Origin of the sequence: Pseudomonas sp. YuFO8 (assembly GCF_035065025.1) — a bacterium.
GTDB lineage: Bacteria > Pseudomonadota > Gammaproteobacteria > Pseudomonadales > Pseudomonadaceae > Aquipseudomonas > Aquipseudomonas putida_AE.
The window spans coordinates 82,565-107,912 of sequence record NZ_JAXDEQ010000010.1; the positions used below are offsets into that span (position 1 = coordinate 82,565).

Consider the following 25,348-nt stretch of genomic DNA (forward strand, 5'->3'; position numbering starts at 1 on the left):
GTCGACGCTCATTGCATCACATACCGCCCCGGTGCCGGTTCCAGCGCCGGGTATTGCGCATTGCCGGCGCTCGGTACCGATGCTTCGCGTTCTCCGGCATGCTCGGCCAGCCAGGTGAACCAGTCATTCCACCAGCTACCGGAATGCTGCTCGGCATTGTTGAACCAGGTGTCCGGGTCTTGCGTCAGGTGGTCGTTGGTCCAGTAGTGGCGTTTTTCCCTGGCGGGTGGGTTGATCACCCCGGCGATATGCCCCGATGCACCGAGGACAAAACGCTTGGTTCCAGAAAGCAGGTCGGTGCTGGCGTATGCGCTCTTCCAGGGCACGATGTGGTCGTCATGGGTGGCGAGGATGTAGGCCGGCGCATCGATCGCGCGCAGGTCCAGCTTCACCCCGCAGCAGTCCAGTTCGCCGGATTTCAGGTCGTTCTGCAAGTAGGTGTGGCGCAGGTACCAGCAGTACATCGGCCCCGGCAGGTTGGTGCTGTCGTTGTTCCAGAACAGCAAGTCCAGCGCGTTTGGTTTCTGGCCCTTGAGGTACTTGTCGACGTTGTAGTTCCACCACAGATCGTTGGGGCGCAGCAGTGAGAAGGTGTTGCCCATGTCCTCGCCCTTGAACAGGCCGATGGGGCCGTCGATTCCGCCGATGGTGCGTTCGCGGTGGGCCACCAGTTGTTCGTCGACGAAGATGTCGATGGGACCGGTGTCGAGGTAATCGAGGAAGGTGGTCAACAGGCTCACGCTGGCGATGGCCTTGTCGCCACGTGCCGCCAGGACCGCCAGCGCCGTACTCAGCAGGGTGCCGCCGATGCAGAACCCCACGCAGTTGGGACGCTGCTGGCCACTGATTTCGCGGGTCACCTTCAGGCCTTTGATGATGCCGTTCTCGATCAGGTCATCCCAGGTGGTGCCGGCGTGGGCCTGGTCGAAGTTGCGCCACGACATCAGGAACACCGGATGACCTTGCTGCAACAGATGGCGCACCATCGAGTTGTCCGGGCGAAGGTCGAGGATGTAGTACTTGTTGATGGACGGCGGCACGATGAAAACAGGGCGTTGATACTGGGTTTCGGTTTGCGGGTGGTACTGGATCAACTGGAACAGTTCATTTTCGAATACGACTTCTCCAGGGGTGCTGGCCAGGTCTTCACCGACCTTGAAGGCACCGCTGTCGCACTGGCGCATCTTGCCTTCCTGCAGGTCGCTCGCCAGGTGCAACAGGCCCGTGAGCAGGCTGCCTCCGCGGGTATCGACGACGCGCTGCAGGGCATCGGGATTGCTCGCCAGAAAGTTGCTGGGCGCGCCGGCGGCAATGTCTTGCTCCACCAGATACAGCAGGCGCTGGCGCGGTTTTTTGTCCTTGATCGGCAACTGGTCGAGCAGTTTGAGCAAAAACCCGGCGTTGAGCAGGTAGAACGCGGCGAGGGAGCCAAACAGTGGAGTGCTCCAGTTGCCGCTGGCGAAACGTCGATCATCGAAGGTGAACGGCTGTCCGGTCAGCAGCTGCTGGCCGAGTCCGGCCCATTGCGCTTGATAGTCGGACTGAAGGCTGTCCAGGGTTTCCCGGGGCAAGTCGAACCAGTCGTTGTACGGCTGCCCGGTAAACCAGGGATTGCTGCTGACCCAGAGGCGTAATTGTTGCACTGCAAAGGAGGCGACGAACGGGACCTGGCCAGACCAGAAAGTGTTGAAGTTTTGCGTGTTGTTGTCCATGGAGCTCCTTGCCCGCAGAGGAAGAACGGGCAGTATTGTTTTGCGCTGCAAGAAGCGGAGTGTCGGGCATTGGCGGGCGTTGCGGAAGTGTTGCGGGGTGACTGTTCGGTGTCCAACGGTGCCACGCCCGGTCACCGGTCGGATGCAGCGCAAAACACCGATAAACCAAACCTGTATCAATACTTCAAAATGAGCGGACACTCAGTATTCACCAAGCCGCAATCAGTCGTGCTCCGGGCAGGATGTCCGCTTTCAGTCGTCATCGAGGACGCCATGTTCAGAATGAGTTCAGGCTACGCTAACGTACTGGTCACTACGCTCTCGGCCGAGGGGCTGGATGTCGCCAGCCTGTGCCGGGAAGCCGGGTTGGACCTGGAACTCGCCCACACGCCCGGGGCGCGGTGCGAGAGAAGGGTGCTCTATCGCCTGTGGCAACTGGCCGCGCAAGCCGCAGGGGATCCGGACATCGGCCTCAAGGCCTATGGGCATTTCCATCCCGGTACCTTTCAGATCGTCGGCTACACGATGATGTCGAGCCTCAACCTTAAACTGGCACTTGAACGCCTGGTGCGCTTCAGTCCGTTGATCGGCACCGGCTTCAGCCTTTTTTTCGTCCCGGAACAGGAGCATTTCCGCCTGGCCTCGCTTGATCACCAACAACCGGGCTCGATCAAGCCACGCCAGTATGTTGATGCGGGGTTGGCGTCCCTGCTGGGTTTTTGCCGTTGGCTGGGAGACGGCAAGCTGCCGCAACCCTTGAGTGTGGAATTCAGCTATCCGGAACCTGCGGACACCTCGGAGCATCGACGCCTGTTCGGTTGCGACCTGCAATTCGGCTCGGCCTACGACAGCATCCTGTTCGACGGCCAGGAGATCCTGCGGCCACTGAGCATGGCAAACGAGGCGCTGGCGGTGCTGCATGACAGCTTTGCCGAGGCGCAGCTGGACCTGTTGTCCGGTTCTTCCATCGTCGGCAGGCTCCGCGCACTGATCACCGAGCGCTTGAGTCATGGCCAGGGACAATGCGACATGGAGTCGATCGCCGGCGCCATGAACATCAGCAAACGAACGCTGCAACGCGCACTGGAAAAGGACGGCACGCAATTCAAGGACGTGCAGAACCTGGTACGACGAGAGTTGGCCGATTTCTACCTGCGCCATTCTCACTTCAACATGAAGAATGTCGCGTATCTCCTTGGTTTTCATGACCACAGCAGTTTCAACAAGGCGTGCAGCCGCTGGTTTGGCATGACCCCCGGCCAGTATCGCGCCGATGAGTCATGTGCTGGGCCGCTCACCTCTCACCCTCAGGTAGTGCTCGTCAATGCTTGAGCTGCAGGCTGCCGAGCACGCCATACACACCATAGAAACACAGTTCCTGAGCCGCATCGCGCACATCGCGGTAGCCGTCCATGGCATCGTGGACCTGCTTGGAAAACAACGCCTGCCAGGCCAGCAACGGATTGTGCGGGCTGGCGGGCTGACGATCATGGCTCACCTGCGCGGCGCTAGCGGCCAGCCACCACAGCGCCGGGTTGGCGCTGCTCCACAGTACCTGCTGTTGCTGGAAGGGATGGGCCTTGCGCAACAGTTGGGCAGTGGGCTCGTTGATCAGCTGACGTAACCATGGCCGGACAAAGCCGTCATACAGGCTGTTGTTGATCGCGGACGCGCGATCGACCAGGGCGAATTCGCGATCGTCATCGCGCTGCGGCGCAACGTCGCCATGGATGTCGGCTATGCGTCGGCTTTCGAAGCGCACGGAGTAGGGGGTTTGCATGTCTTGCGGCACGTCATCGATCAGCATTTCATACAGCCCGGCCGGCAGCGCATTGATGCTCTCGACTGCGCCCAGTAACTGACGGTGCTCGCGCCGCGCCACTTCGCCGGAAACGAAGATGCCCAGGTGACCGATGGTGGCATGGCGTAGATACACGATAGTGCGCCCGGCGCGGTGCAGAGCCAGATCGGTTGGGTAGACGTCGGCGATCCAGTCGAGGGCCTGTTGCGGTGAGGTGATGTTGTCACCATAGGAACAAAACACCACCACCGGGACTTCTATGCGCTTGAGATCGAGCCCGTTGCTCTTGCGTCCGGGGCCGCCGGACAAGCGATTGCCGATGAACAGGTCGTCGACGATCATCTCGATCTCCTCGCCATTGAGCAGGGTCGGGCTGCCCCACCAACGCTCGAAGTCGAGAAACCGGGGCGCTTCGCTGTCGACTTCACTGAACAGGTGGTAATACTTGCCCCACCAGGCATTGGCCGGGTCGAGGTTCTCGAAATTGCTCACCAGCCAGGTGCCATCGAAACGATCATTGCCCAGGTCGCTGCCCAGGCGCGCCATCCAGCCACCGCCCAGCAGACCGCCGGTGTAGCGCAGCGGATTGCGCCCGTTGACGCCAGCCCAGTATGACAACGGCGCGCCGTTGACGATGATCAGGCCCGGCAACTCCGGCCGGTCCGCCGCCAGGCCCATCAGCGCCCAGCCTGCCTGGCAATTGCCGATTACCACGGGTTTGGCGCTGTGTGGATGGCGCTCACTGACCACTTCGATAAATCGCGCCTGGGCGCTGACGATGTCCGCCAGCGTCTGCCCGGGTGCAGGGGCATGGCTGAAGGCGATGAAGTAGGTGGGGTGACCGGCGCGCAGGCTCTCGCCGATGACCGAATCCTGTTTGAATCCACCAATGCCGGCGCCGTGGCCGCCACGGGGGTCGATGATGATGACCGGCCGCTGCTTACTGTCGACGGGTTGCCCGGGGCCCGGGACAATCTGCAGCAGCGAGTAGTTGACCGGACGCGGCAGGTCCATGCCGTCGACCAGGGGCTGATGATCGAACTTCAACAGCAACGGATACCCGGCACGTTCGTGGGCCAGCGAGTTGTCGCCGCGCTGCCGCAAGGTATCCCAGAACAATACGCTGCGCTGGCCGAGATCCGTGAGGTACTCCTGCCAGTCAGCGGCACTGGGTTGCCTGAGTTGCCCAAGGCTCGAGGCTGCATAGGTCGTTGCATGGCGTTTGTGCATGGCGTCGCGGATGTTGCGGGCATTGAGGCGCTGCAGATGATTGAGGTGGTCGAACGGACCCGCAACGGTGCAAAACGGTTTATTGTGCGGCGCGGTAATTTCTTCCTGGCCCATCATGATCTCCTGATGCCTTACACGGGGAACGGTTGTTGCCAAGCTCGTCGATTAAGCGGGCTTTGGTGCGTGGCCGTCTGAGTTGAGGAGTCTAGCGCTTACAGGCGTGGGGTGGGCAAGGTTTATTTTGCACCGCACAAAATAAGCATTGCCAAACTTTTTTGTGCGCTGCAATATGAAGTCCAGCGCGATGACTGCCGGATCGCTGTCGCGTCCTCAGGTCCCTTCGGGGCCTTTCAGTACCAGGAGTTCAAGCATGTCTTTTTTCAACCCGGAAAAACTGCAAACCGTTCAGAAAGCCAACCTCGATCTTTTGCAGCAGATCAGCGGCAAAGTCTTCGCCAGCGTTGAGCAGCTGAGCCAGTTGCAGTTCAAGGCACTGCGTGAATCCACCGAAGAGCAATTCGAAGGTGTGCGCAAACTGCTGGCTGTTCGCGATCCCCAGGGCTTCGCCGATTTGCAGGCATCTTTCAGCCAGCCGAACGCACAGACCGAACGCCTGGCCGAGTTCAACCGTCAGGTGCAGGCTCTGATCGTGGGCACCCATTCGGACATCGCCCAATTGACGTCGAATCAGGTCGAGGCGGGTACTGCGCAGGTTCAGGAATTTGTAGAAGAGATCAGCAAGAACGCACCGGCCGGTTCCGAGCCTGTGGTGGCGGCATTCAAATCGGGCCTGGCGAATGCCGGTACGGTGTTTGAAAGCGCGCAAAAAACCGCAAAACAGGCGACAGAGGCCGCTCAGGGTAATTTTGACAGCGCCTCCGCCGCCGCTGCGGACGCTGTTGCGAAGGCTGCTCCGCAAGCAAGTAACAAGGCCACCAACGGTAACAAGTAAGTCAAATCAGTAAGGCTGCACCGATGGCGATGGGTTTATTCCCCATCGCCATTTTTTTTGTCGCTGCCATCGGTAGTCGGCTTGGCGCCAAACAGGCCGAACATGTTCTGCGTATTCAGGTAAAGCGCCTTGGACTGGTCGACGTACTGGCGCATCAGGTCCTGCATCACCGGTGCCTGCTGGTGCATGAAGGTACTCCAGGCTTCGGACGACTGCGCGCCCGTCTGCGACTGGATGTCGATCACGGTCTGGATGCTTTTGTCGAGGTAGCTGCCGAGTACGCCCTGGTAAGGGCCGTAGAACTGGATGATCCCCATCAGCATGTCGCTGGTGAAGATCGGCTCACCGCCGCTTTCGGCTTCCAGGATGACTTGCAGCAGGATGCTGCGGGTCAGGTCTTCGCCACTCTTGGCGTCCACCACCTGGAACGCGACTTTATCGACGACCAGCTGGCGTATGTCCGCCAGGGTCAGGTGGCTGCTGGTGTGGGTGTCGTAGAGGCGGCGATTGGGGTACTTCTTGATCAGGCGGGGTGTGGGGTCTGTCATGCGGGGTGTCTCGTGGCGAGCCAGGTTTTCAGGCATCTTAACCTACTATGGCCACCGCCGCGGATGTACCCGATCCACTGTAGGAGCTGGCTTGCCAGCGATGGAGGTCAACGATGACGCGGGAAGCCTGACACCCCGCGGCGCCCTTAGCCCGATCCACCGTAGGAGCAAGCTTGCTCGCGATGGAGGTCAACGATAACGCGGGAAGCCTGACACCCCGCGGGGCCCTTAGTTTTTTCGCTGGTAAGCCAGCTCCTACAGTAGATCGGGTACGGCCGTGGGAGAAGGGTCGGTTGTGAGGTCGCCTTCGCTGGCAAGCCAGCTCCTACAGGGTAATGTGTGCATTTGAAGTTACGTATCATCCAGTAGGAGCTGGCTTGCCAGCGATGGAGGTCAACGATGACGCGGGAAGCCTGACACCCCGCGGCGCCCTTAGTTTTTTCGCTGGCAAGCCAGCTCCTACAGTAGATCGGGTACGGCCGTGGGAGATGGGTCGGTTGTGAGGTCGCCTTCGCTGGCAAGCCAGCTCCTATGTATGGACTCGCCCCCACTGTCTACCCGCTTTTAAAAAACCGTCGCCCCGTTGCATCTATGTATAAGGCCTATTCGTGGAAGCCGTCTTCGGCTTCTGGCCAAAATTGGAAAAGCTCGTGGTATGCCGATTACATTCAGGCCTCGAAGGCCAGTAGGAGCTTAGGCATCAATCCACGCCGGTCTTACCTGGGGTCAATTTTTTTCAGCAAAGGGTCGGACAGTTGGTACCTCGGTGGCAGAACTCTGTCGCTCAGTGGCTCATCGTTGCCTGCTGGCCATCTCCGGCGTGGCGACGATAAGTCTGGTCATTCTGTAGAAGCACCCAGACGATTCGCAGGTTGCGGTTGGCTAGCCTGATCGCAGCTTCCTTACGACCCAACCGGCTCATCCAGTGCAACAAGCGGCGGTCATCGGGTTGCTGGGAATCAGGTCGTAGTTGTTGCAGCACCGCGTGGGCTCCTTGGATCATCAGGCTGCGTAAATAAGCATCACCTCGCTTGGTCATGTCCCCCAGCCGGATCTTTTCCCCGCTGCTGTGCTGGTCAGGCACCATGCCAAAGTACGCGGCAAACTTGCGGGCATTGGGAAATCGCTCAGGCTTGGTTTCCTTGGCCACCAGGGCCGTGGCTGTGACTGGGCCGATGCCGCGCACAGTCATCAGTCGCTTCGCCGTCATGTCGGCGTTGGCGGCCACTTCCAGGCGTCCCGTCAGTACGCTGATGCGCTCGCCCAAATGGCGCCACTCGGCCAGCAGTTCGTCGATCAGTTCACGCAGCAGGGCCGGCACCGGCTGGGTAGCATCTTCCAGCACCCGCGGAATTTTCTGGCTGATCGCAACATCGCCTTGCGCCAAGGCGACACCGTGCTCGAGCAGCAGGCCGCGCATCTGATTACTGACGGCCGTGCGCCGACGCACATAGCCCTGACGGGCGCGATGCAACGCCTGCATGGCCAGCGCCGCGACGCTTTTGACCGGTACTGCGCAGATTTTTTCATCGCGACCAGCCCGCAGAATCGCCAACGCATCGTTGCGATCATTTTTTGGCCCACTGCGATGTTTGGCCACCAAACCGGCTGGAAGAATCCGCGCCGAATTACCTTGGTCTTGCAGTTGCCGGGCCCAGGCTTGAGCACCCGGACCGGTCTCCATCAAAACCACAACATGAGGCGGCAACTTTTGGAGAAACTCATAGAACGCCTCGCGCGACTTGATCCGTTGCTCGAAGCGCACCTGGCCGAGAACATCTTCACCGGCGACCTGAAAAACCTGCTTGGCCAGATCGACCGCCAAGGTTGTGCAGGTCGACAAATCGGTAGAAGACAGGGATTGATCAATCGAACTATGCTTTTTCATGGACTCGCCCTCGCTGCCGTTGGCTGTTTAGACTGCCACCGTGGCGCATTGACGCCTCGGCTGGGGCGAGTCCATCCAATTACAAGGATCTCATTCGGCCTGGATGGCGTCGAAGCGCTCTTGCGACGGCTCCCGCCGAATCATCCGCTTCATCTTCGACTCAAACGCCAGCGTCAGGCTCACCGCTGCGCAGGCCAATCCCAGCGCCAGGCCCCACCACACGCCCGTTGGCCCCCATTGCAAATGGAACGCCATCCACCAGGCTGCCGGGGCGCCAATCAGCCAATAACAGCCCAGGCCCACGAGGAAGGTGGTCTTGGCATCCTTGAGCCCGCGAATGCAGCCCATGGCGATGGTTTGCGTGCCGTCGAACAGCTCGAACCACGCCGCCACAGCCAGCAGGCTCACGGCCAGGTCGATGACGTCGCGAAACGCCGGGTCGTTGTGATCGAGAAACAGCCCGACCAACTGATTCGGCAACAGCCAGAAGACCATCGCAAAACACAGCATCGCCGCCGCGCCGAAAGCCAGACCGACCCTTCCGGCCAGCCGCGCGTCCAGTAACTGCCCGGCGCCGTAATGCTGACCGATGCGCATGGTGATCGCGTAGGAAATCCCCGCAGGCACCATGAATGCCACCGACACGATCTGCAGGGCGATCTGGTGCGCCCCCAGCTGCGTGCTGCCCATCGTGCCCATGCACAGCGCAGCGAAGGCAAACAGCCCGACCTCCACGGCGTAGGTGCCGCCAATCGGCAGGCCCAGGCGCCACAGTTCCTTCAGGTACTGGCGGTTGAGCCGCGACAAGCCCTGACGCAGTGGATAGGCATCATAGGCCGGGTGCCGGCGAATGTGCCACGCCAGAGCCAGGGCCATCAGGTTGGCGACAATCGCCGTGACCAGGCCAATGCCCATCAGCCCCAGTTTCGGCAGGCCGAACATGCCTGTGATCAGCGCATAGTTGAGCAGAAAGTTGGCAACGGTACCGCCCAGGCTGATGACCATCACCGGCGTTGCCCGGCCGATGGCGCTGGTGAAACCGCGCAAGGCCATGAAGCTTAGGTAGCCGGGCAGGGCAAAGGGCAGGAAGATCAGGAATTGTCCCGCCGCCTGGACGTTGCTTTCGGTCTGGCCGAACATCAGCAGTACCGGTTTCAGGTTCCACAGCAGAAGGCCGGCGCCCAGCGCCATCAACCATGCCAGCCACAAGCCGGCCTGGGTCAGCCGGGCTGCGCCGAGGATATCGCCCGCTCCCTGACGGATCGCCACCAGGGTGCCAACCGCCGCGATGACACCGATGCAGAAAATCGACACGAACGAATAGGTCGCCGCGCCGAGCCCGCCACCGGCCAGAGCCTCGGGGCTCAGGCGCGCCATCATCAGGGTGTCGGTGAGGACCATCAGCATGTGCGCCAACTGCGAGGCAATCAACGGCCCCGCCAGCCGCAGGATGGCCCAGAGTTCAATACGCGCTGGATGCTGCATGGTCATCACGCTCGGTTATCAAAGAGAACAGGAAAGCGTCGATTCTCGGCGCTCTGCGGCGTTTGCACAAAGGGATAAAAAGGATGGGTAACATGATTCAAACTCATGCTGAATAGTTTCTGCTAGGGTATCCAAAACCGCTGTAGGAGCTTTCCTGATGTCGCGTCGTCTTCCTCCTCTTTATGCCCTGCGCGCATTCGAAGCGGCGGCACGACACACGTCGTTTACCCGGGCCGCAGAAGATCTGTCGATTACCCAAAGTGCAGTCAGTCGGCATATTCGTACGCTCGAAGAGCATTTTGCCTGCCGCTTGTTTCACCGCAGTGGCCGCAACCTGCAGCTGACCGAATCGGCGCGCTTGCTGCTGCCGGGCATTCGCGAAGGGTTTACGGCCCTTGAGAGGGCCTGCAACACCTTGCGCGCCGAAGACGACATCCTGCGCATGAAAGCCCCGTCGACACTGACCATGCGCTGGTTGTTGGCGCGGCTCAGTCGGTTCCGCCATCTGCAGCCGGGGAACGAGGTGCAATTGACCAGCGCCTGGATGGATATCGATTCGGTGGACTTCAATGATGAGCCGTTCGACTGTGCGGTGTTGTTGAGCAACGGGCATTTCCCGGCGGACTGGGAGGCGAGCTATCTCTTTCCCGAGGAACTGATCCCGGTGGGGGCGCCCAACCTGCTTAATGATCAACTTTGGGATGTTGAGCGTCTGATCAATACCGAGCTGCTGCACCCGACACCGGATCGACGGGACTGGCGCAATTGGCTGGAGCGCATGGGCCTGGCCGAGCAGGTGTCGCTCAAGGGCGGGCAGGTCTTCGACACCCTTGAACTGGGCATGATCGCGGCTGCCCGAGGGTACGGCGTGTCGATGGGTGATCTGCTGATGGTGGCGGAGGATGTCGCCCAAGGTCGCTTGAGCCTGCCTTGGCCAACTGCAGTCGCCAGCGGCGAGAAGTATTACCTTGTGTGGCCGAAAACCCGTCCGGGTGGCGAGCGCATGCGTCGGCTCAGTGACTTCCTGCAAGGGGAGGTCAGGGCCATGGAGCTGCCGGATGTCGTGCACCTGAGCTGAGTCGTTACTGCGTTGCTGGCCGATACTGCAACGCCTCGGCCAGATGCTCGCGGCTGATGCTGTCGACCTGCTCAAGATCCGCCAACGTCCGCGCAACCTTGAGCAACCGGTGCGCTGAACGCAGGGAAAGGTTGAGCCGTTCACACGCGGTTTCCAGCCAGTTTTCATCGACTGTGGATAACTTGCAGTGCTTGCGCAGCCCTGGCAGATCGAGAAAGGCATTGGCACAGCCCTGACGCGTCTGTTGGCGCTCGCGTGCCTCGGCCACTATCAATGCAGCGCTGGCGCTGTCCTCTCCAGGTTTCACTGGAGGATTGAGCGCCGTGGCCTCCCGTGCGACGGTCAGGTGCAGGTCGATGCGATCCAGCAACGGGCCGGACAGTTTGTTGCGATAGCGCTGCACCATGTCCGGCGTGCAGGAGCAGCGGCCCGTAGGTTCGCCAAGATATCCACAGGGACACGGATTCATCGCCGCCACTAACTGGAACCGCGCCGGAAACCGCACGCGATCCTTCGCCCGGGAGACCACGATGTAGCCGGACTCCAGCGGTTCCCTCAGGACTTCCAGGACCCTGCGTTCAAACTCCGGAAGCTCGTCAAGGAACAAGACACCGTGGTGGGCGAGGGTGATTTCGCCTGGCTGCGGTTTCGAACCGCCGCCCACCAGTGCAGGGCCTGAGGCAGAGTGGTGGGGCTGGCGAAATGGCCGGTGAGGCCAATGGCTCAGCGGTACGCAACTGGTGACCGATTGAATGGCCGCCACCTCCAGCGCCTCGCTTTCGGACAGCGGCGGCAGGAGTCCGGGCAGACGGCTCGCCAGGAGTGTCTTGCCCGTCCCCGGCGGCCCGCTGAGCAACAGGTTGTGCGCGCCCGCCGCGGCAAGCAACAGCGCCCGTTTGGCCGCAAGCTGCCCCTGCACCTCATTCAGATCGGGATAGGGTTTGCTGGCGTAGAGCAAGCCATTGGAAACATAAGGCTCAATCGGCGTATGCCCATTGAAATGCGCGACAGCCTCCAGTAAATGATCCACCGCAATCACTTTCAAGCCCGACGCCAGGCACGCTTCCTCGGCATTGGCCCGCGGCACCACCAACGAACGCCCGGCCTTGCGCGCCGCCAATGCCGCCGGCAACACCCCGCGCACGGCCCGGACCGCGCCCGACAGCGCCAGCTCCCCCAGGCACTCCACATCATCGAGCGTCAGCGTCGGCACCTGCACACTGGCCGAGAGAATTCCCAGGGCAATCGCCAGATCGAAGCGCCCACCGTCCTTGGGCAGATCCGCCGGCGCCAGATTCAGGGTGATGCGCCGTGGCGGAAACTGCAGACCCGAATTGATGATCGCACTGCGCACCCGGTCCTTGCTTTCCTTCACCGCCGCCTCGGGCAGGCCGACCATGGTCAGCGATGGCAAACCATTGGCCAGATGGACTTCAACGGTGACAGCGGGCGCATCCACGCCAATTTGGGCGCGGCTGTGGACGATGGAGAGGGACATGGTCGTTCCTTGAAATGACGGAGGCCGCTTCCTGCGGGTTTTTCAAGGGTAGACAGAAGATGAGGGTTTCGCGTTGGGGTAGAGAACTTGAATTTTCGCTGGATGTTGCGAGTCATCCTGGAGCGTGCTGACTCACAAAAAAAACCGCCATGCAGGCAGTTCGTCTGTCGACAGGGTCAGGCTCTTTTGCCAGCAAGCAGGCCCGCAGGTTCAAGGTCTTTACCGTGGGAGGCAGTCCCGCCTTCGGATCGTCGTCGTACGCCTTAAGCATCCGGGTCGCCAAACCCAGTGCTGAACATTCAGCAGGGGATGAGCTTAGAGACTGGCTTATGGGCGACGCAATCGGACGGCGGTGTGATGTTTTGTAGGACGTTGCCGAGATGGTGGAAGGGCGGAACATCAAAAGATCGCAGCCTTCGGCAGCTCCTACAGGGATCGCGGCGTTTACTCGGTTGGTGGAGTGAGCTTCGCTTCCATTTCCGCAACCTTCGCCTCTAGCGCCTCCAGCCGCGCCCGCGTGCGCGCCAACACCACCATCTGGCTATCGAACTCTTCACGACTCACCAGATCCAGCTTGCTGAACCCGCTCTGCAACAGAGCCTTGAACTGGCTTTCGATTTCGCTTTTCGGCAGTGGCGTGTCGCCGCTGAAGAGTCGGGAGGCGGTGCCTGTCAGGGCGTCGAGGAAGTCTTTGGGCGCGAGCATGGGGGAATGTCCTGGTAGCAATGGCGGGCAGTGTATCACGCAGTGTCTATAGTCAATTCCGCAGGCAAGGGATGCACGCTTTTCGCGCATGCGGACGGACGGCATCGCACCGTTGTTGTGCGTAACCCGTTGGGTGTTGTCGTGAAGTGGTCGCGATCTGTTGGCAAAGGCTTGAAATCAATGTGTTTTGTGGAGATGGCAAGCTTTCTGCTTAGATGCTGATGACCCATGCACTGATGCAGTCGCTGTGACGAATGCAGTGCGCCAGGCGAAACGCGGGGAGTGTTTCGCAAGGAGCGGTTAACTGGCGTCGGACGGGCAGGTAAGGCCGACGATGCGTTACAAAGCCAGGCACTGCGCTTAGACTTGAGACGGGTTTGTTTTCCTGGGGCAAGTCCACCAAATTCGGGAGAGAGTTTTCATGAAGCTAGTCACTGCCATCATCAAGCCGTTCAAGTTGGACGACGTGCGCGAGTCGTTATCCGAGATCGGCGTGCAGGGCATTACCGTTACTGAAGTCAAAGGCTTCGGTCGGCAGAAGGGTCACACCGAGCTGTATCGCGGCGCGGAATACGTGGTCGATTTCCTGCCAAAGGTGAAGATTGATGTCGCCATTGACGACAAGGATCTCGACCGGGTTATCGAGGCGATAACCAAGGCGGCCAACACCGGCAAGATCGGTGACGGCAAGATCTTCGTGGTCAATCTGGAACAGGCGATTCGCATCCGTACCGGCGAAACCGATACCGACGCAATCTAAGCCGCCACAAACCCAACGCCCCAGGAGAAAACAAAATGACTCTGCGTAAATTCGCAGGGCTAGGAGCCCTGTTGTCCATCGTAATGCCCAGCCTTGCTTTGGCGGCAGACGAAGTGGCGGCCCCAGTCCTCAACTCCGGCGATACCGCCTGGATGTTGACCTCGACAGCCCTCGTGCTGTTCATGACCATTCCCGGCCTCGCGCTGTTCTACGGCGGCATGGTTCGCTCCAAAAACATTCTTTCCGTGATGATGCAGTGCTTCGCCATTACCGGCCTGATCAGCGTCCTGTGGGTCATCTATGGCTACAGCATCGCGTTCGACACCACCGGTATGGAACAGGGCGTCGTCAACTTCAACTCGTTCTTCGGTGGCATGGGCAAGGCCTTCCTCGCCGGTGTCACGCCATCCAGCCTGACCGGCCCGGCTGCGTTGTTCCCTGAAGCGGTGTTCATCACCTTCCAGATGACGTTCGCGATCATCACCCCGGCGCTGATCGTCGGTGCCTTCGCCGAGCGCATGAAGTTCTCCGCGATGCTGATCTTCATGGGCATCTGGTTCACCCTGGTGTATGCACCGATCGCGCACATGGTCTGGTCCGGCAACGGCGGCCTGATGTGGGACTGGGGCGTACTGGACTTCGCCGGCGGCACCGTGGTGCACATCAACGCCGGTGTGGCCGGTCTGATTGCCTGCCTGGTGCTGGGCAAGCGTAAAGGCTTCCCGACCACCCCGATGGCGCCGCACAACCTTGGTTACACGTTGATGGGCGCGGCCATGCTGTGGGTTGGCTGGTTCGGTTTCAACGCCGGTTCCGCTGCGGCGGCCAACGGCACGGCCGGCATGGCGATGCTGGTCACCCAGATCGCGACCGCCGCTGCGGCACTGGGCTGGATGTTCGCCGAGTGGGTCACCCACGGCAAACCAAGCGCACTGGGCATCGCCTCGGGTGTGGTTGCCGGCCTGGTAGCCATTACCCCGGCCGCTGGCACCGTAGGCCCGATGGGCGCTCTGGTGATCGGTCTGGCTGCAGGCGTGGTGTGCTTCTTCTGCGCGACTACGCTCAAACGCAAACTCGGCTATGACGACTCCCTGGATGCCTTCGGCGTACACGGTATCGGCGGTATTCTCGGCGCGATCCTCACCGGTGTCTTCGCTGCACCGTCCCTGGGTGGCTTTGGCACCGTGACCGACATCGCCGCGCAAGTGTGGATTCAGTGCAAAGGCGTGGGCTTCACCGTGATCTACACCGCAATCGTCACCTTCATCATCCTCAAGGTCCTGGACGCCGTCATGGGCCTGCGGATCACCGAAGAAGAAGAGGCGGTCGGTATCGATCTGGCGCTTCACAACGAACGCGGCTACAACTTGTAAGCACGCGCATGAAAAAAATTGCCCGGCTTGCCGGGCATTTTTTTGTCCGGGATTTGTCATTGAAGGGAGAGCTGAAAGGTTTTTTCCTACAGGTTTTACGATGTTTGCGCCGGGTGTATTTGTACGGTCGAAGGCTTACAGAAATGAAGGAATATTAGGGCCTTTGTTTTTTCCCAGAGCGCGCTAGAATGCGCCCCGAACGTGCGGAGAACTGTATGTGGCAACAGACTCTGATTACCCTGCGGGCGAGGCCTCGGGGCTTTCATCTGGTAACGGACGAGTTACTCGCCGGCTTGCCTGAACTCAAGGCGTGTCGGGTCGGTCTGTTGCATTTGTGGCTGCAGCATACCTCGGCGTCGTTGACCATCAACGAAAACGCCGATCCGGCGGTACGTCGCGACTTCGAACGATTTTTCAATCGTCTGATCCCACAAGGAACAGACGGCTATGAGCATAACGACGAAGGCCTGGACGACCTCCCGGCGCACTTCAAGGCCAGCGTGCTTGGCTGTCAGCTCAGTTTGCCGATTTCGGCGGGCCGACTGGCGTTAGGCACCTGGCAAGGCGTTTATCTGGGCGAGCACCGTGATCATGGCGGTGCTCGTAAAGTCCTCGCCACCGTGCATGGTGAAGGGGCATAACCGCTGGTCAGCAGCGGCTGTTGATTTTTTTCCGGCAGCCTTCGACAGAGGGCAAAGCTGGGCTATAACTAATCTGCTTTTCGCAAGTCATGAGGTAGAACATGAGCGACGATGATCTGGAAAACGACGACCTCGAAGTAGGCGACGACGACGAAACCGAAGAAGGTCTGGAAGCAGCGGCGGAAGACGTCGCTGAAGACGACGGCGGTGATGCCCCCGTTCCGACCGCCAAAGGCAAAGCCAAGGCAGCGGTATCGGTCGATGAGCTGCCGAGTGTCGAGGCCAAGAACAAGGAACGTGACGCCCTGGCCAAGGCCATGGAAGAGTTCCTGGCTCGTGGCGGCAAGGTGCAGGAAGTGGAGGCCAATGTGGTCGCCGATCCGCCCAAGAAGCCGGACAACAAGTACGGTAGCCGGCCTATCTGAGGCTGCTACGCGCTTGCTGAAAAAGCCCGCCGTCGCTGCGGGCTTTTTCATGGGTGGCTCAAAATCGTGCACAGATCCTGTAGGAGCCGGCTTGCCGGCGAAGGGGCCCTTGAATCTTGTGTAATCCTTGAGGCCGCCTTCGCTGGCAAGCCAGCTCCTACAGGTTCGGCGTCAGGCCATTCCACTGCGCCAACAATCCCGGCAATTCGGTCAGGCTGCGAATCTCGGCATCCGGCAGGCGCTCTGCTTCCCAGACTTTGCCCGCCGGGTTGAACCAGATCGCCCGCAGCCCTGCCTGCTGGGCGCCGGCAATGTCATCGCCTGGATGATCGCCGATATGCACCGCCGTCTCAGCGGTTGCACCTCCGCGCTGCAATGCCTCATGGAACAGTCGCGCATCGGGTTTGGCGATGCCGATGTCTTCGGCGCACAACGCAAACTTGAAGTAGTCCGCCAGCCCCAACCGCCGCACATCGGCGTTGCCGTTGGTGACCACGCCGAGGGTGTAATGATTGGCCAGTGCCTGGAGGGTCGGTTGCACCTCCGGGAAGATCTCCAGCTGATGCCGGGCATGCAGGAACACTTCGAAGCTCTGGTCGGCCAGGTCTGACGCTTCGACGTGGGCATAACCGGCTTCTTCCAGCGCTTGAAACAACACGCGACGACGCAAGGCACTGATGCGGTGTTTGAGCGCCGGTTCAATGCTCAGGATGCGCTCGCGAATGGCCCACAAATGCTCCACCGGCACCGCGCCCAGGTTGGGTGCATGTTCAGTCAGCCATTCACGCAATACGGCTTCGGCGCTGACGATCACCGGGGCGGTGTCCCACAGGGTGTCATCGAGGTCGAAGGTGATCAGTTGGAGGGTCATTAATCGTCGCCTTTCATGCGTTTGGCCCGTGGGTGGGCGCTGTCGTAGACGGTGGCCAGGTGTTGGAAATCCAGATGGGTGTAGATCTGCGTGGTCTTGATGTCCGAGTGGCCGAGCAGTTCCTGCACCGCCCGCAGGTCCTGGGAGGACTCCAGCAGGTGGCTGGCGAAAGAATGTCGCAACATGTGCGGGTGCAGGTTTTGTCCCAGTTCGCGTTCGCCCGCAGCCTTGACCCGCAGCTGGATCGCCCGCGGTCCCAGGCGCCGGCCTTGCTGGCTGACAAACACCGCATCGTCCGCCGGATTGGCCATGGCCCGCAGTGGCAGCCACTCTTCCAGCGCCTCGCGGGCTTTTTTGCCGACTGGCAGCAGGCGGGTCTTGCTGCCCTTGCCATGCACCTGGACCATGCCGTCCGCCAGGTCCAGCTGATCGAGATTGAGCCCGGTCAGCTCCGACAGGCGCAACCCGGAGGAGTAGAACAGTTCGAGAATCGCCTGGTCCCGACGCGCCAGAAAGTCGTCTTCCACGCCACCTTCCAGCAGTTGCAGGGCACGGTCGGTGTCGAGGGTCTTCGGCAGGCGGCGCTCGCCTTTGGGCGGTGCCAGGCCATTGGCCGGATCGTGGTCGCAGAGGCCTTCGCGGTTCAGGTAGTGATAGAGCCCACGTACCGCCGACAGCAGTCGCGCCAGGCTGCGGGACGACTGACCTTGTGAGTGCAGGCGCGCGACCAGGCTACGCAGGCGCTGGATGTCCAGCGCGGCCCAGCTGTCGATGTTCTGTTTGGCGCACCAGCCGAGCACTTTGTCGAGGTCGCGGCGGTAGGCCGAGAGTGTATGTGGCGACACCTGCCGCTCACTGCGCAGGTGTTCGCAGTAAGCGTCCAGTTGCCGTTCCATATCAGCGTACCGAGCGCAGGGAGCTGTTGAACCGTGGCAGCACGCGGCCCATGACTTCGGCGATGTAGCTCAGGAACAGCGTGCCCACCGAGCTCTTGTAGTGCTGCGGGTCGCGGCTGGCGATGGCCAGGATGCCGTGAATGCCTTGATGGCTGATGGCGACGACGGCGGTGGAGCCGATCTGCTTGCGCTGTTCTTCGCCGAACAGGAAGTCCAGCTCGTGCTCGCGCAGGCTGCCGCTGACGCTTTTGTCCTCCAGCAACAAGCCGCCGATGGCCACCTGGGCGTCGGCGTGGGTCACCCAGCGACCCACCGGCATGGCGTTGTCGCCGAGCAGGATGAGGCTGACGAAGGGGACCTGGAAGTCCTGGCGCAGGCTGTCTTCGACGCAGATCACCACGTCTTCCAGGCTGGTGGCATCGAGCAGGGCGAGGATCAGTCGGCGGGTCTTGTCGAACAGGCGGTCATTGTCGCGCGCCACGTCCATCAAGTGCGACAGGCGATGGCGCAGTTCGATGTTGCGGTCGCGCAGGATGGTCATCTGCCGCTCCACCAGCGACACCGTATCGCCGCGCTGGTGGGGAATGCGCAAGGACGCAAGCAGGTCTTCGTGCTCGACGAAGAAGTCCGGATGAGCCTCCAGGTACGCGGCCACCGCCGCCGCCTCCAGGTTTTCGGACGCTGATTCGTCGGGCTGTAGGGCGGGCACCTGGGGCTTATCGGTCATGGTTGTGGCTCACTCAAAGACGCACTTGTCCTTCATAAACGCGCACTGCCGGGCCGGTCATCATGACCGGTTGGCCAGGGCCTGCCCATTCAATGGACAGGCGCCCGCCAGGCAGGTCGATCAGCAGTGGCGAATCCATCCACCCCTGGCTGATCGCGGCGACGGCGGCGGCACAGGCGCCGGTCCCGCAGGCCTGGGTTTCCCCGGCCCCGCGTTCCCAGACGCGCAACTGCGCGCGGCTCCGGTCGATGACCTGGAGAAAACCGACATTGACCCGTGCCGGGAAGCGCGGGTGATGTTCGATCTTCGGCCCCAGTTCATGCACCGGTGCGTTGTTGATATCGCTGACCCGCACCACGGCATGGGGGTTGCCCATGGACACGGCGGCCAGCTCGACCGGCGTGCCATCGACGTCGACCTGATAGTTCAGGGCCTGCTCTGGCGCCTGGAACGGAATGTCGGCCGGCACCAGGCGTGGAGCGCCCATGTTGACACTGATCTGGCCGTCGCTGCGAACATCGAGCTCGATGATACCGCTCTTGGTTTCGACACGGATCTGCCGTTTCGCGGTCAGGCGCTTGTCGAGCACAAAGCGGGCGAAACAGCGTGCACCGTTGCCGCACTGTTCCACTTCGGAGCCGTCGGAGTTGAAGATCCGATAGCGGAAGTCCACGTCCGGGTTGCTCGGGGCTTCGACGATCAGCAACTGGTCGAAACCGATGCCGGTGTGTCGATCGCCCCATTGCTTGGCATGCTTGGGCAGAATATGCGCGTGCTGGCTGACCAGGTCGAGGACCATGAAGTCATTGCCCAGGCCGTGCATCTTGGTAAAACGCAGCAGCATGGTTTTACTCCGGCAGCAGGCTTTCGCCAGCGAACAACTCGGCTACCGTCTCACGGCGACGCACTTCAAATGCCTGGTCTCCGTCCACCAACACTTCGGCGGCGCGGCCGCGGGTGTTGTAGTTGGAGCTCATGACAAACCCATAGGCTCCGGCCGAATGCACAGCCAGCAGATCACCTTCTTCCAGGGCCAGCTCACGATCCTTGGCCAGGAAGTCGCCGGTCTCGCAGATCGGGCCGACGATGTCGTAGGCGCGCGCTGCGCTGTTGCGCGGGCGCACGGCGGTGACGTCCATCCAGGCCTGGTACAGCGCCGGGCGGATCAGGTCGTTCATGGCCGCGTCGACGATGGCGAAATCCTTGTGCTCGGTGTGCTTGAGATACTCGACCTGGGTCAGCAGCACGCCGGCATTGGCGACGATGAAGCGGCCCGGCTCGAACACCAGGGCCAGGTCGCGACCGTCGAGACGCTCGCGCACGGCCTTGATGTAGTCGCCAGCCAATGGCGGTTCTTCGTCGCGATAACGTACGCCCAGGCCACCACCGAGGTCGATGTGGCGCAGGTAGATGCCGCAATCGCCGAGGCGGTCGACCAGGCCCAGCAGGCGATCGAGGGCATCGATGAACGGCGGCAGGGTGGTCAGTTGCGAGCCGATATGGCAATCGACGCCGACCACTTCCAGGTTCGGCAGCTGCGCGGCACGCACATACACGTCTTCGGCGTCGGCGATGGCGATGCCGAACTTGTTCTCTTTGAGACCGGTGGAGATGTACGGGTGAGTACCGGCATCGACGTCCGGGTTCACGCGCAGCGAGATCGGCGCACGAACACCCAGCTCGGCGGCCACCACTTGCAGGCGTTCAAGCTCGTCGGTGGATTCGACGTTGAAGCAGTGCACGCCGACTTCCAGGGCACGACGCATGTCGTCACGGGTCTTGCCGACGCCGGAGAACACGATCTTGTCGGCGCTGCCACCGGCGGCCAGTACGCGTTCCAGTTCGCCACGGGAGACGATGTCGAAACCGGCGCCAAGACGCGCCAGGACATTCAGTACACCCAGGTTGGAGTTGGCCTTGACCGCAAAGCAGACCAGGTGAGGCATGCCGGCCAGGGCATCGGCATACGCCAGGTATTGGGCTTCGATGTGCGCGCGCGAGTAAACGTAGGTCGGTGTACCAAAGCGATCGGCGATAGCAGACAGGGCAACACCTTCCGCGAACAGTTCACCGTCACGGTAGTTAAAAGCGTCCATGATGTTCCCTTATTATTGGTAGACGTCGTGCTTGTGCGATTTGGACGGCTGCTTTTGCGAGGACTGAGCCTGCTCTGCCGGGTCCTGGTCCTCATCGGGCAGGTACAGCGGGCCTTTTTGACCGCAGGCCGACACCAGGCAGGCAACCGCGAGGAGCGCAGCAAGGGAAGAGATCAAGCGCTTCATGGCGAAATCCTTGAAAATGCATTAATTGCGCCAGAGTATACCGGCCACCCGGCAGCTTGCCTATGCGACGGGGCTCCCGTCCGGCGGGCCTTGCCGCATACACATCGAACCCTGTGGGAGCGGGCTTGCTCGCGAAAGCGGTGGTTCAGGCAACGAAGATGTTGAATGTGCCGGCCTCTTCGCGAGCAAGCCCGCTCCCACAGGTACAGCGTTTGATGTACCTATATGGGCCCATGATCGTTATCCTTTGCAATCAGCGGGGCTCGTCCGTATCTTGCGGCGCTTGAGCCTGATCAGACACTTTTTGAGGTTGCCGTAATGAGTTTGTCCGAAGCCCGTTTCCACGATCTGGTCGATGCCACCCAGCAGACGCTGGAGGATATCTTTGACGAGAGTGACCTGGATATCGATCTGGAGAGCTCGGCCGGTGTGCTGACCGTCAAGTTTGAAAACGGCAGCCAGCTGATCTTCAGTCGCCAGGAACCGCTGCGTCAGCTGTGGCTGGCAGCCGTGTCCGGGGGCTTTCACTTCGACTACGACGAAGAAAGCGAGCGCTGGATGTGCGACAAGAGCGAAGAGCAGCTGGGTGAAATGCTCGAGCGCATCGTCGAGCAGCAGGCCGGCATCGAACTCGATTTCGAAGGCCTGTAACGCCGTGACCCAGCCAGTCCCCGTGCGGCCACCCAAGCCGCTGTACAGCAACGTCAGCCCGGCCGTCCCTTCGCCGTGCAGCGGCGTGTGCCGGCTGGATGAGCAGAAGGTCTGTCTCGGGTGTTTCCGCCATGTCGAAGACATCCGCGAATGGCGCTCGGCGGATGACGAACGTCGGCGGGTCATCTGCACCCAAGCCTCCCAGCGCAAGACCGGCGCCGGTCCCCGGTAGGGGCGCATCGCCGTACGCCGGTGGCGGCTTGTATATTTTTTGAGCTGTGATAGTGTCCGGGTACGCCTCAACCCATCGAGGCTTGTGAAAACCCCGCCTTTTTCTGGCGGGGTTTTGCTTTTTTCGTGCAGAAGAAAGGAGTCTGCCCTGATCATGACCGCACCTTCCATCACCCTTACCCGTCTGGACGTACAACGTCTGGAGCGCCTGATCGACAGCCTGGACGAAACGCTGCCGGGCGTTATCGCGCTGCAAACCGAACTGGATCGCGCCGATACACTGGTCGGCCACGATGAAGTGCCCGCCGATGTCGTGACCATGAATTCCCGTGTGCACTGCCGCGAAGAAGGCAGTGGCAAGGACTATCACCTGACGCTGGTGTACCCCAAGGATGCCAACGCCGACGAGGGCAAGATTTCCATTCTGGCACCGGTCGGCAGTGCGCTGCTGGGGCTCAAGGTCGGCCAACACATCGACTGGCCGGCGCCGGGTGGCAAGACCTTGAAACTGACCCTGCTTGAAGTCGAATCGCAGCCAGCCAACGGCGGCGCCTTCCCCGAGTGACCTCCTCTCAGACCTGCCCGAGCGCCTCGTTCAATGCGCGCTCCAGGTCGGCCTTGTAGCGCAGATACAGATGGCTTGACCCCTGACCATCACCGAGCACGCCCGAAAGGTCCAGATCGGTGATGTAACAGCGGTAGCGTTCGGTCTCGCGGCGTTGTTCAAAGATTTCCCGAGCGACCACGCTGAACAGCTGGTCGCCATGTTCCAGCTCGGAAAACTCCCGCTGATTGCAATACAACGTGACCTGCACCTTGCCCGGTGCGGCTTTGCCGACGATCGCCTGTACGTCATAGAAGGGTTTATCGGCCGGGGTTTGCGGTGCCGATCGGGCTTCGATCCGTCGCGCCTTGCCTGCACCTGAAGGCAGCAGTTGGTAATAGAGGGTGTCCAGGTTCGCAGGCTGTGCCCCGTCCATCGGCAGCGCTGCGTCGCGCCGGTACTGGATCGATTGCAGGAAACGCTGCAGGGGCACCAGCAGGCTTTGTTCGTCATGCCACGGCAGGCGCTGTTGCCACAAGGCGTTGAATTCATCGAGCACGTACAGGTCGGCCTGCGCTTCGTTGACCCGGTAGAACACCTGGATGCAGTCCGGCCGCCCCATGGGCAGGAGTAGCGCCAGGTCTTGGTCGTCCAACGCCATCGGGTCCAGGTGCAGCGGGCTGTAACTCGCCCGTTCTTCACCGAGGTAATCGAGCAGGGCCGGCAGGGTGGCCAGCGCGATGTGCTTGACCTGGCCGGGTATCAGCTCCAGCACGTGGTAATGCTGCTGGACCTGGATCAGGTAGCGGTGATTGAGTTTGCTCAGCAGCAGGTTCTGCGCGATGTCGAGGATGTCTTCGATGCGCTGGGCGATGAATTGCGCGCGGTTGTGGCAGAAACAACGGACCCTCACCCTGGGCTGCTGCGGCCCGCCGGGCAGGCTGTTGAGATAGTCGCGCAGGCAATCGAGCAGGGCATGGGGGCCGTCATAACGGCTGACCAGCACTTCGTTCCAGCTGTTGAGCGTGAGCTGGTCCAGGGTCAGCACCAGGTTTTCCCTGACACCTGCGTAGCTCAAGGAGTCGGTGCGCTCGGTGGTCATCAGGATGTTCAGTTCGCGATGGTGCTTGAGCGGATCGATGCCGACGTTGACCAGGATCAGCACCTCGCTGGGCACGCTGGCGCGCAGCAGGGGTTCTTCGGCGACAGTCGGCAGAGGCAGGGGAATGCTCTGTTGCAGGCTGCCCAGCAAATTGAACAGCTCGAATTCGCTCAGGTCGCTGCTGCCCGGGTGCAAGGCCAGGCGGGTGCTGCTGTCGATCACACCGTTGCGGTGGCACCAGGCGAGCAGCTCGAGCAGATGGCGACTGCGTTTGATCGGAGCGAAATGTTCCCACTCGAGCACGGTCAGGCTACCGTTGTATAAGCCCCACTGGCTTTGTTTCGGTTCTTTCCTGCTGGGCGCGTACACCAGCGTCAGGGTGTCTTCGGCCAGATCCGGGGCGATGCCCGGGTTGATGAACTCGATCTTGTCCGCCTTGCGCTCGAACGCCGCGTACAGGCGTCGGCCCAGCACGCTGAGGTCGCGCTTGTTGATCAGGCTGATGGTGTGTTCCTGGCGGGCGAACCGGGTCAGGAAGCGATAGCTGAAATTCAGTTCGTTGACCAGCGCCCGGCGCTCCGAGCTGACCTGCCGGACTTTCCACTGGCTGCGGCTGTCGAGCAGGGCCAACTGGCGATGGTCCCATTGCCATTCGTGGGCCAGGCGCTCCAGCAGCGAGCGTTGCCAGCCCTGGGTGCGCCCGCCGTTGCCGGTGAGCTTGCGATTGACCTTCAGGTACAGCGCCCGGCGCACCAGCTCCAGGCGTTCCGGTTCATTGCGGGCGATGAGGTATTCGGCGATGCGCCGATAGACCACGACATAGGGGTCCAGCTCGTCGAGGTCGAGCCGGTTGGCGAACACCGCCTGCTTGAAGCGCAGGCTCAGGCATTGGACCCTGGGGTGTTCGCTGGCGTACACCTCGGTCAGCAGGAGTTTGAGCACCGATTTGTACGGCGACTCGATGCCCTTGAACAACTGCCAGAGCCCGGCCCCGATGAATTCCCCGGGCGGGATGTAGGCCAGATGGCCCAGGTCCAGTGTTTCATCGGCGCGAATGAAGCGCTTGGACGTCAGCGTGTGGGTGTACCGGTCATAGTTGGCTTCCTCATACACCGGCACCAGCCACCAGATCGGCGTGCGTCCCGCCAGCCAGATCGCGGTGCGATAAAACTCGTCCAGCAGCAGGTAATGCTGGGTGGTACCGCAGTCTTCGGAGCTCAGCTGGCTGTCGCGCTCACCGCGTACGAAACGGACGGGGTCGATCAGGAAGAAGTGCGCCTCGGCGCCCTGGCTGGCAGCCCAGGTTTCCAGCAGTTGGCATTTCCTGCGCAACTCGGTGAGTTCGTTTTCGCTCAGATCCGGACTGTGGCAGACCCACACGTCCATATCGCTCTGCTCAGCCTGGGCCAGGGTACCGAGGCTGCCCATCAGGAACAGGCCATGAATCGGTCGGGGTGGATTGCTGCCGTGGCGCGGCTTATAGGAAAAGGAACGGGTCAGGCGCTGGGCTTCGGCGAGGACGCTGGCATCCGGCTCGAAATTCGACAGCCCGGCGGGCGTGCTGCCCGAGACGTAACCCGGTAGTAGCGGATGATTGACGTGGAAGAACAGCGGAAGGAGGTTCAACACCCCTTGCTGGCGCGTCGACAACCCTTCCATGGCACGCGCCATGCGCCCCTCGTTGAGCTTGAGGAAGCGTGCGCGCAGCTGACTGAGAACCTTGCGGTCGATTCCCTCGTCCAGATCGGGGCGGATTTCATGGGTGCGGGTCATGTCAGCTCAAACCGGCTCGCAGGGCTCGGACGTGGAGGCTCTCGGGATGAGGGGCAGTTTAGCGCCTCGGCCCCGGGACTTTTAAGCTGATTTTGTATTTCTGGCGTCAGATTTCTATCGCAGGGCGACGCCAGGCAGCTGAATGCGCCCGCGGAAATCCCGTGGCAGGGGTTTC

At 61.3% G+C, this 25,348-nt stretch carries 24 protein-coding genes; 10 read left to right on the forward strand and 14 right to left on the reverse strand.

Going from position 1 to position 25,348, the window contains the following annotated elements:
* Positions 1-8: 8 nt before the first annotated feature.
* Positions 9-1,712 carry a class I poly(R)-hydroxyalkanoic acid synthase gene (gene phaC / locus SOP95_RS11445; protein WP_323607170.1) on the reverse strand — a complete coding sequence of 568 codons (1,704 nt, stop codon included), beginning with the start codon at positions 1,710-1,712 and terminating at the stop codon, positions 9-11.
* 273 nt (positions 1,713-1,985) lie between these two features.
* On the opposite strand from phaC, the gene SOP95_RS11450 reads away from it, so the two are divergent.
* Positions 1,986-3,044 carry an AraC family transcriptional regulator gene (locus SOP95_RS11450; protein WP_323607171.1) on the forward strand — a complete coding sequence of 353 codons (1,059 nt, stop codon included), beginning with the start codon at positions 1,986-1,988 and terminating at the stop codon, positions 3,042-3,044.
* Here the strand turns inward: SOP95_RS11450 and SOP95_RS11455 are convergent.
* Positions 3,034-4,857: a DUF3141 domain-containing protein gene (locus SOP95_RS11455; RefSeq protein ID WP_323607172.1), complete on the reverse strand. Its 1,824-nt coding sequence runs from the start codon at positions 4,855-4,857 to the stop codon at positions 3,034-3,036. The two genes, SOP95_RS11450 and SOP95_RS11455, sit on opposite strands and share 11 nt — an antisense overlap.
* A gap of 256 nt (positions 4,858-5,113) precedes the next feature.
* On the opposite strand from SOP95_RS11455, the gene phaP reads away from it, so the two are divergent.
* Complete coding sequence (phaP, locus tag SOP95_RS11460) at positions 5,114-5,695, forward strand: TIGR01841 family phasin (RefSeq protein WP_323607173.1); 582 nt, start codon at positions 5,114-5,116, stop codon at positions 5,693-5,695.
* 35 nt (positions 5,696-5,730) lie between these two features.
* Here phaP and phaR read toward each other — a convergent pair whose 3' ends face one another.
* The 3 genes from phaR to SOP95_RS11485 all read right to left on the reverse strand — a co-directional run bounded on the left by phaR (position 5,731) and on the right by SOP95_RS11485 (position 9,616).
* Positions 5,731-6,279 (reverse strand): polyhydroxyalkanoate synthesis repressor PhaR, encoded by a 549-nt coding sequence (gene phaR / locus SOP95_RS11465; protein WP_323607174.1) that lies wholly within the window; start codon positions 6,277-6,279, stop codon positions 5,731-5,733.
* Positions 6,280-7,027: 748 nt separating this feature from the next.
* Positions 7,028-8,086, reverse strand: coding sequence for an IS110 family transposase (locus tag SOP95_RS11480; protein ID WP_323607228.1), 1,059 nt, complete (start codon positions 8,084-8,086; stop codon positions 7,028-7,030).
* 135 nt (positions 8,087-8,221) lie between these two features.
* The gene (locus tag SOP95_RS11485; protein ID WP_323607175.1) at positions 8,222-9,616 is read right to left on the reverse strand and encodes a NorM family multidrug efflux MATE transporter; all 1,395 of its coding nucleotides are present in this window, start codon (positions 9,614-9,616) and stop codon (positions 8,222-8,224) included.
* A 157-nt stretch (positions 9,617-9,773) separates the two neighbouring features.
* Here SOP95_RS11485 and SOP95_RS11490 point away from each other — a divergent pair, with 157 nt between their 5' ends.
* On the forward strand, positions 9,774-10,694 hold the full coding sequence (locus tag SOP95_RS11490; RefSeq protein WP_323607176.1) for a LysR substrate-binding domain-containing protein: 921 nt from the start codon (positions 9,774-9,776) through the stop codon (positions 10,692-10,694).
* 4 nt (positions 10,695-10,698) lie between these two features.
* Here the strand turns inward: SOP95_RS11490 and SOP95_RS11495 are convergent, their stop codons facing one another.
* Both SOP95_RS11495 and SOP95_RS11500 read right to left on the reverse strand, forming a co-directional pair.
* On the reverse strand, positions 10,699-12,192 hold the full coding sequence (locus tag SOP95_RS11495; RefSeq protein ID WP_323607177.1) for a YifB family Mg chelatase-like AAA ATPase: 1,494 nt from the start codon (positions 12,190-12,192) through the stop codon (positions 10,699-10,701).
* Positions 12,193-12,636: 444 nt separating this feature from the next.
* Positions 12,637-12,897 carry an accessory factor UbiK family protein gene (locus SOP95_RS11500; protein ID WP_274073700.1) on the reverse strand — a complete coding sequence of 87 codons (261 nt, stop codon included), beginning with the start codon at positions 12,895-12,897 and terminating at the stop codon, positions 12,637-12,639.
* Positions 12,898-13,318: 421 nt separating this feature from the next.
* Here SOP95_RS11500 and glnK point away from each other — a divergent pair, with 421 nt between their 5' ends.
* The 4 genes from glnK (at position 13,319) to sutA (ending at position 16,096) form a co-directional block, all read left to right on the forward strand.
* Positions 13,319-13,657 (forward strand): P-II family nitrogen regulator, encoded by a 339-nt coding sequence (gene glnK / locus SOP95_RS11505; protein ID WP_002555808.1) that lies wholly within the window; start codon positions 13,319-13,321, stop codon positions 13,655-13,657.
* Positions 13,658-13,692: 35 nt separating this feature from the next.
* Entirely contained in the window at positions 13,693-15,030 is a 1,338-nt protein-coding gene (locus tag SOP95_RS11510) for an ammonium transporter (protein ID WP_046818496.1), read from the forward strand.
* Positions 15,031-15,245: 215 nt separating this feature from the next.
* Positions 15,246-15,671, forward strand: a complete 426-nt coding sequence (locus SOP95_RS11515) for a secondary thiamine-phosphate synthase enzyme YjbQ (protein ID WP_007989493.1) — start codon at positions 15,246-15,248, stop codon at positions 15,669-15,671.
* 101 nt (positions 15,672-15,772) lie between these two features.
* Positions 15,773-16,096, forward strand: coding sequence for a transcriptional regulator SutA (gene sutA, locus SOP95_RS11520; protein ID WP_007980816.1), 324 nt, complete (start codon positions 15,773-15,775; stop codon positions 16,094-16,096).
* A 157-nt stretch (positions 16,097-16,253) separates the two neighbouring features.
* Here the strand turns inward: sutA and SOP95_RS11525 are convergent, their stop codons facing one another.
* Genes SOP95_RS11525 through lptM form a run of 6 tightly spaced genes read right to left on the reverse strand, consistent with a single transcriptional unit; the run spans position 16,254 to position 20,872 of the window.
* The gene (locus SOP95_RS11525) at positions 16,254-16,967 is read right to left on the reverse strand and encodes an HAD family hydrolase (RefSeq protein WP_323607178.1); all 714 of its coding nucleotides are present in this window, start codon (positions 16,965-16,967) and stop codon (positions 16,254-16,256) included.
* Complete coding sequence (gene xerC / locus SOP95_RS11530) at positions 16,967-17,863, reverse strand: tyrosine recombinase XerC (protein WP_274073698.1); 897 nt, start codon at positions 17,861-17,863, stop codon at positions 16,967-16,969. The genes SOP95_RS11525 and xerC overlap by 1 nt, the downstream gene beginning before the upstream one ends.
* A gap of 1 nt (position 17,864) precedes the next feature.
* Complete coding sequence (locus SOP95_RS11535) at positions 17,865-18,590, reverse strand: DUF484 family protein (protein ID WP_323607180.1); 726 nt, start codon at positions 18,588-18,590, stop codon at positions 17,865-17,867.
* 13 nt (positions 18,591-18,603) lie between these two features.
* A complete protein-coding gene (gene dapF / locus SOP95_RS11540) occupies positions 18,604-19,434 on the reverse strand; it encodes a diaminopimelate epimerase (RefSeq protein ID WP_323607182.1) in 831 nt (276 codons plus the stop codon).
* Between the two features lie 4 nt (positions 19,435-19,438).
* The gene (gene lysA / locus SOP95_RS11545; protein WP_274073695.1) at positions 19,439-20,686 is read right to left on the reverse strand and encodes a diaminopimelate decarboxylase; all 1,248 of its coding nucleotides are present in this window, start codon (positions 20,684-20,686) and stop codon (positions 19,439-19,441) included.
* Between the two features lie 12 nt (positions 20,687-20,698).
* Entirely contained in the window at positions 20,699-20,872 is a 174-nt protein-coding gene (gene lptM, locus SOP95_RS11550) for an LPS translocon maturation chaperone LptM (protein ID WP_137807209.1), read from the reverse strand.
* A gap of 318 nt (positions 20,873-21,190) precedes the next feature.
* On the opposite strand from lptM, the gene cyaY reads away from it, so the two are divergent.
* From cyaY to rnk, 3 genes are all read left to right on the forward strand, one after another.
* The gene (gene cyaY, locus SOP95_RS11555) at positions 21,191-21,523 is read left to right on the forward strand and encodes an iron donor protein CyaY (RefSeq protein WP_274073694.1); all 333 of its coding nucleotides are present in this window, start codon (positions 21,191-21,193) and stop codon (positions 21,521-21,523) included.
* Between the two features lie 4 nt (positions 21,524-21,527).
* Positions 21,528-21,755 (forward strand): DUF1289 domain-containing protein, encoded by a 228-nt coding sequence (locus tag SOP95_RS11560; protein ID WP_323607184.1) that lies wholly within the window; start codon positions 21,528-21,530, stop codon positions 21,753-21,755.
* 153 nt (positions 21,756-21,908) lie between these two features.
* Positions 21,909-22,319: a nucleoside diphosphate kinase regulator gene (gene rnk, locus SOP95_RS11565; protein WP_274073692.1), complete on the forward strand. Its 411-nt coding sequence runs from the start codon at positions 21,909-21,911 to the stop codon at positions 22,317-22,319.
* Between the two features lie 7 nt (positions 22,320-22,326).
* Here rnk and SOP95_RS11570 read toward each other — a convergent pair whose 3' ends face one another.
* Complete coding sequence (locus SOP95_RS11570) at positions 22,327-25,173, reverse strand: class I adenylate cyclase (protein ID WP_323607185.1); 2,847 nt, start codon at positions 25,171-25,173, stop codon at positions 22,327-22,329.
* Positions 25,174-25,348 lie beyond the last annotated feature (175 nt).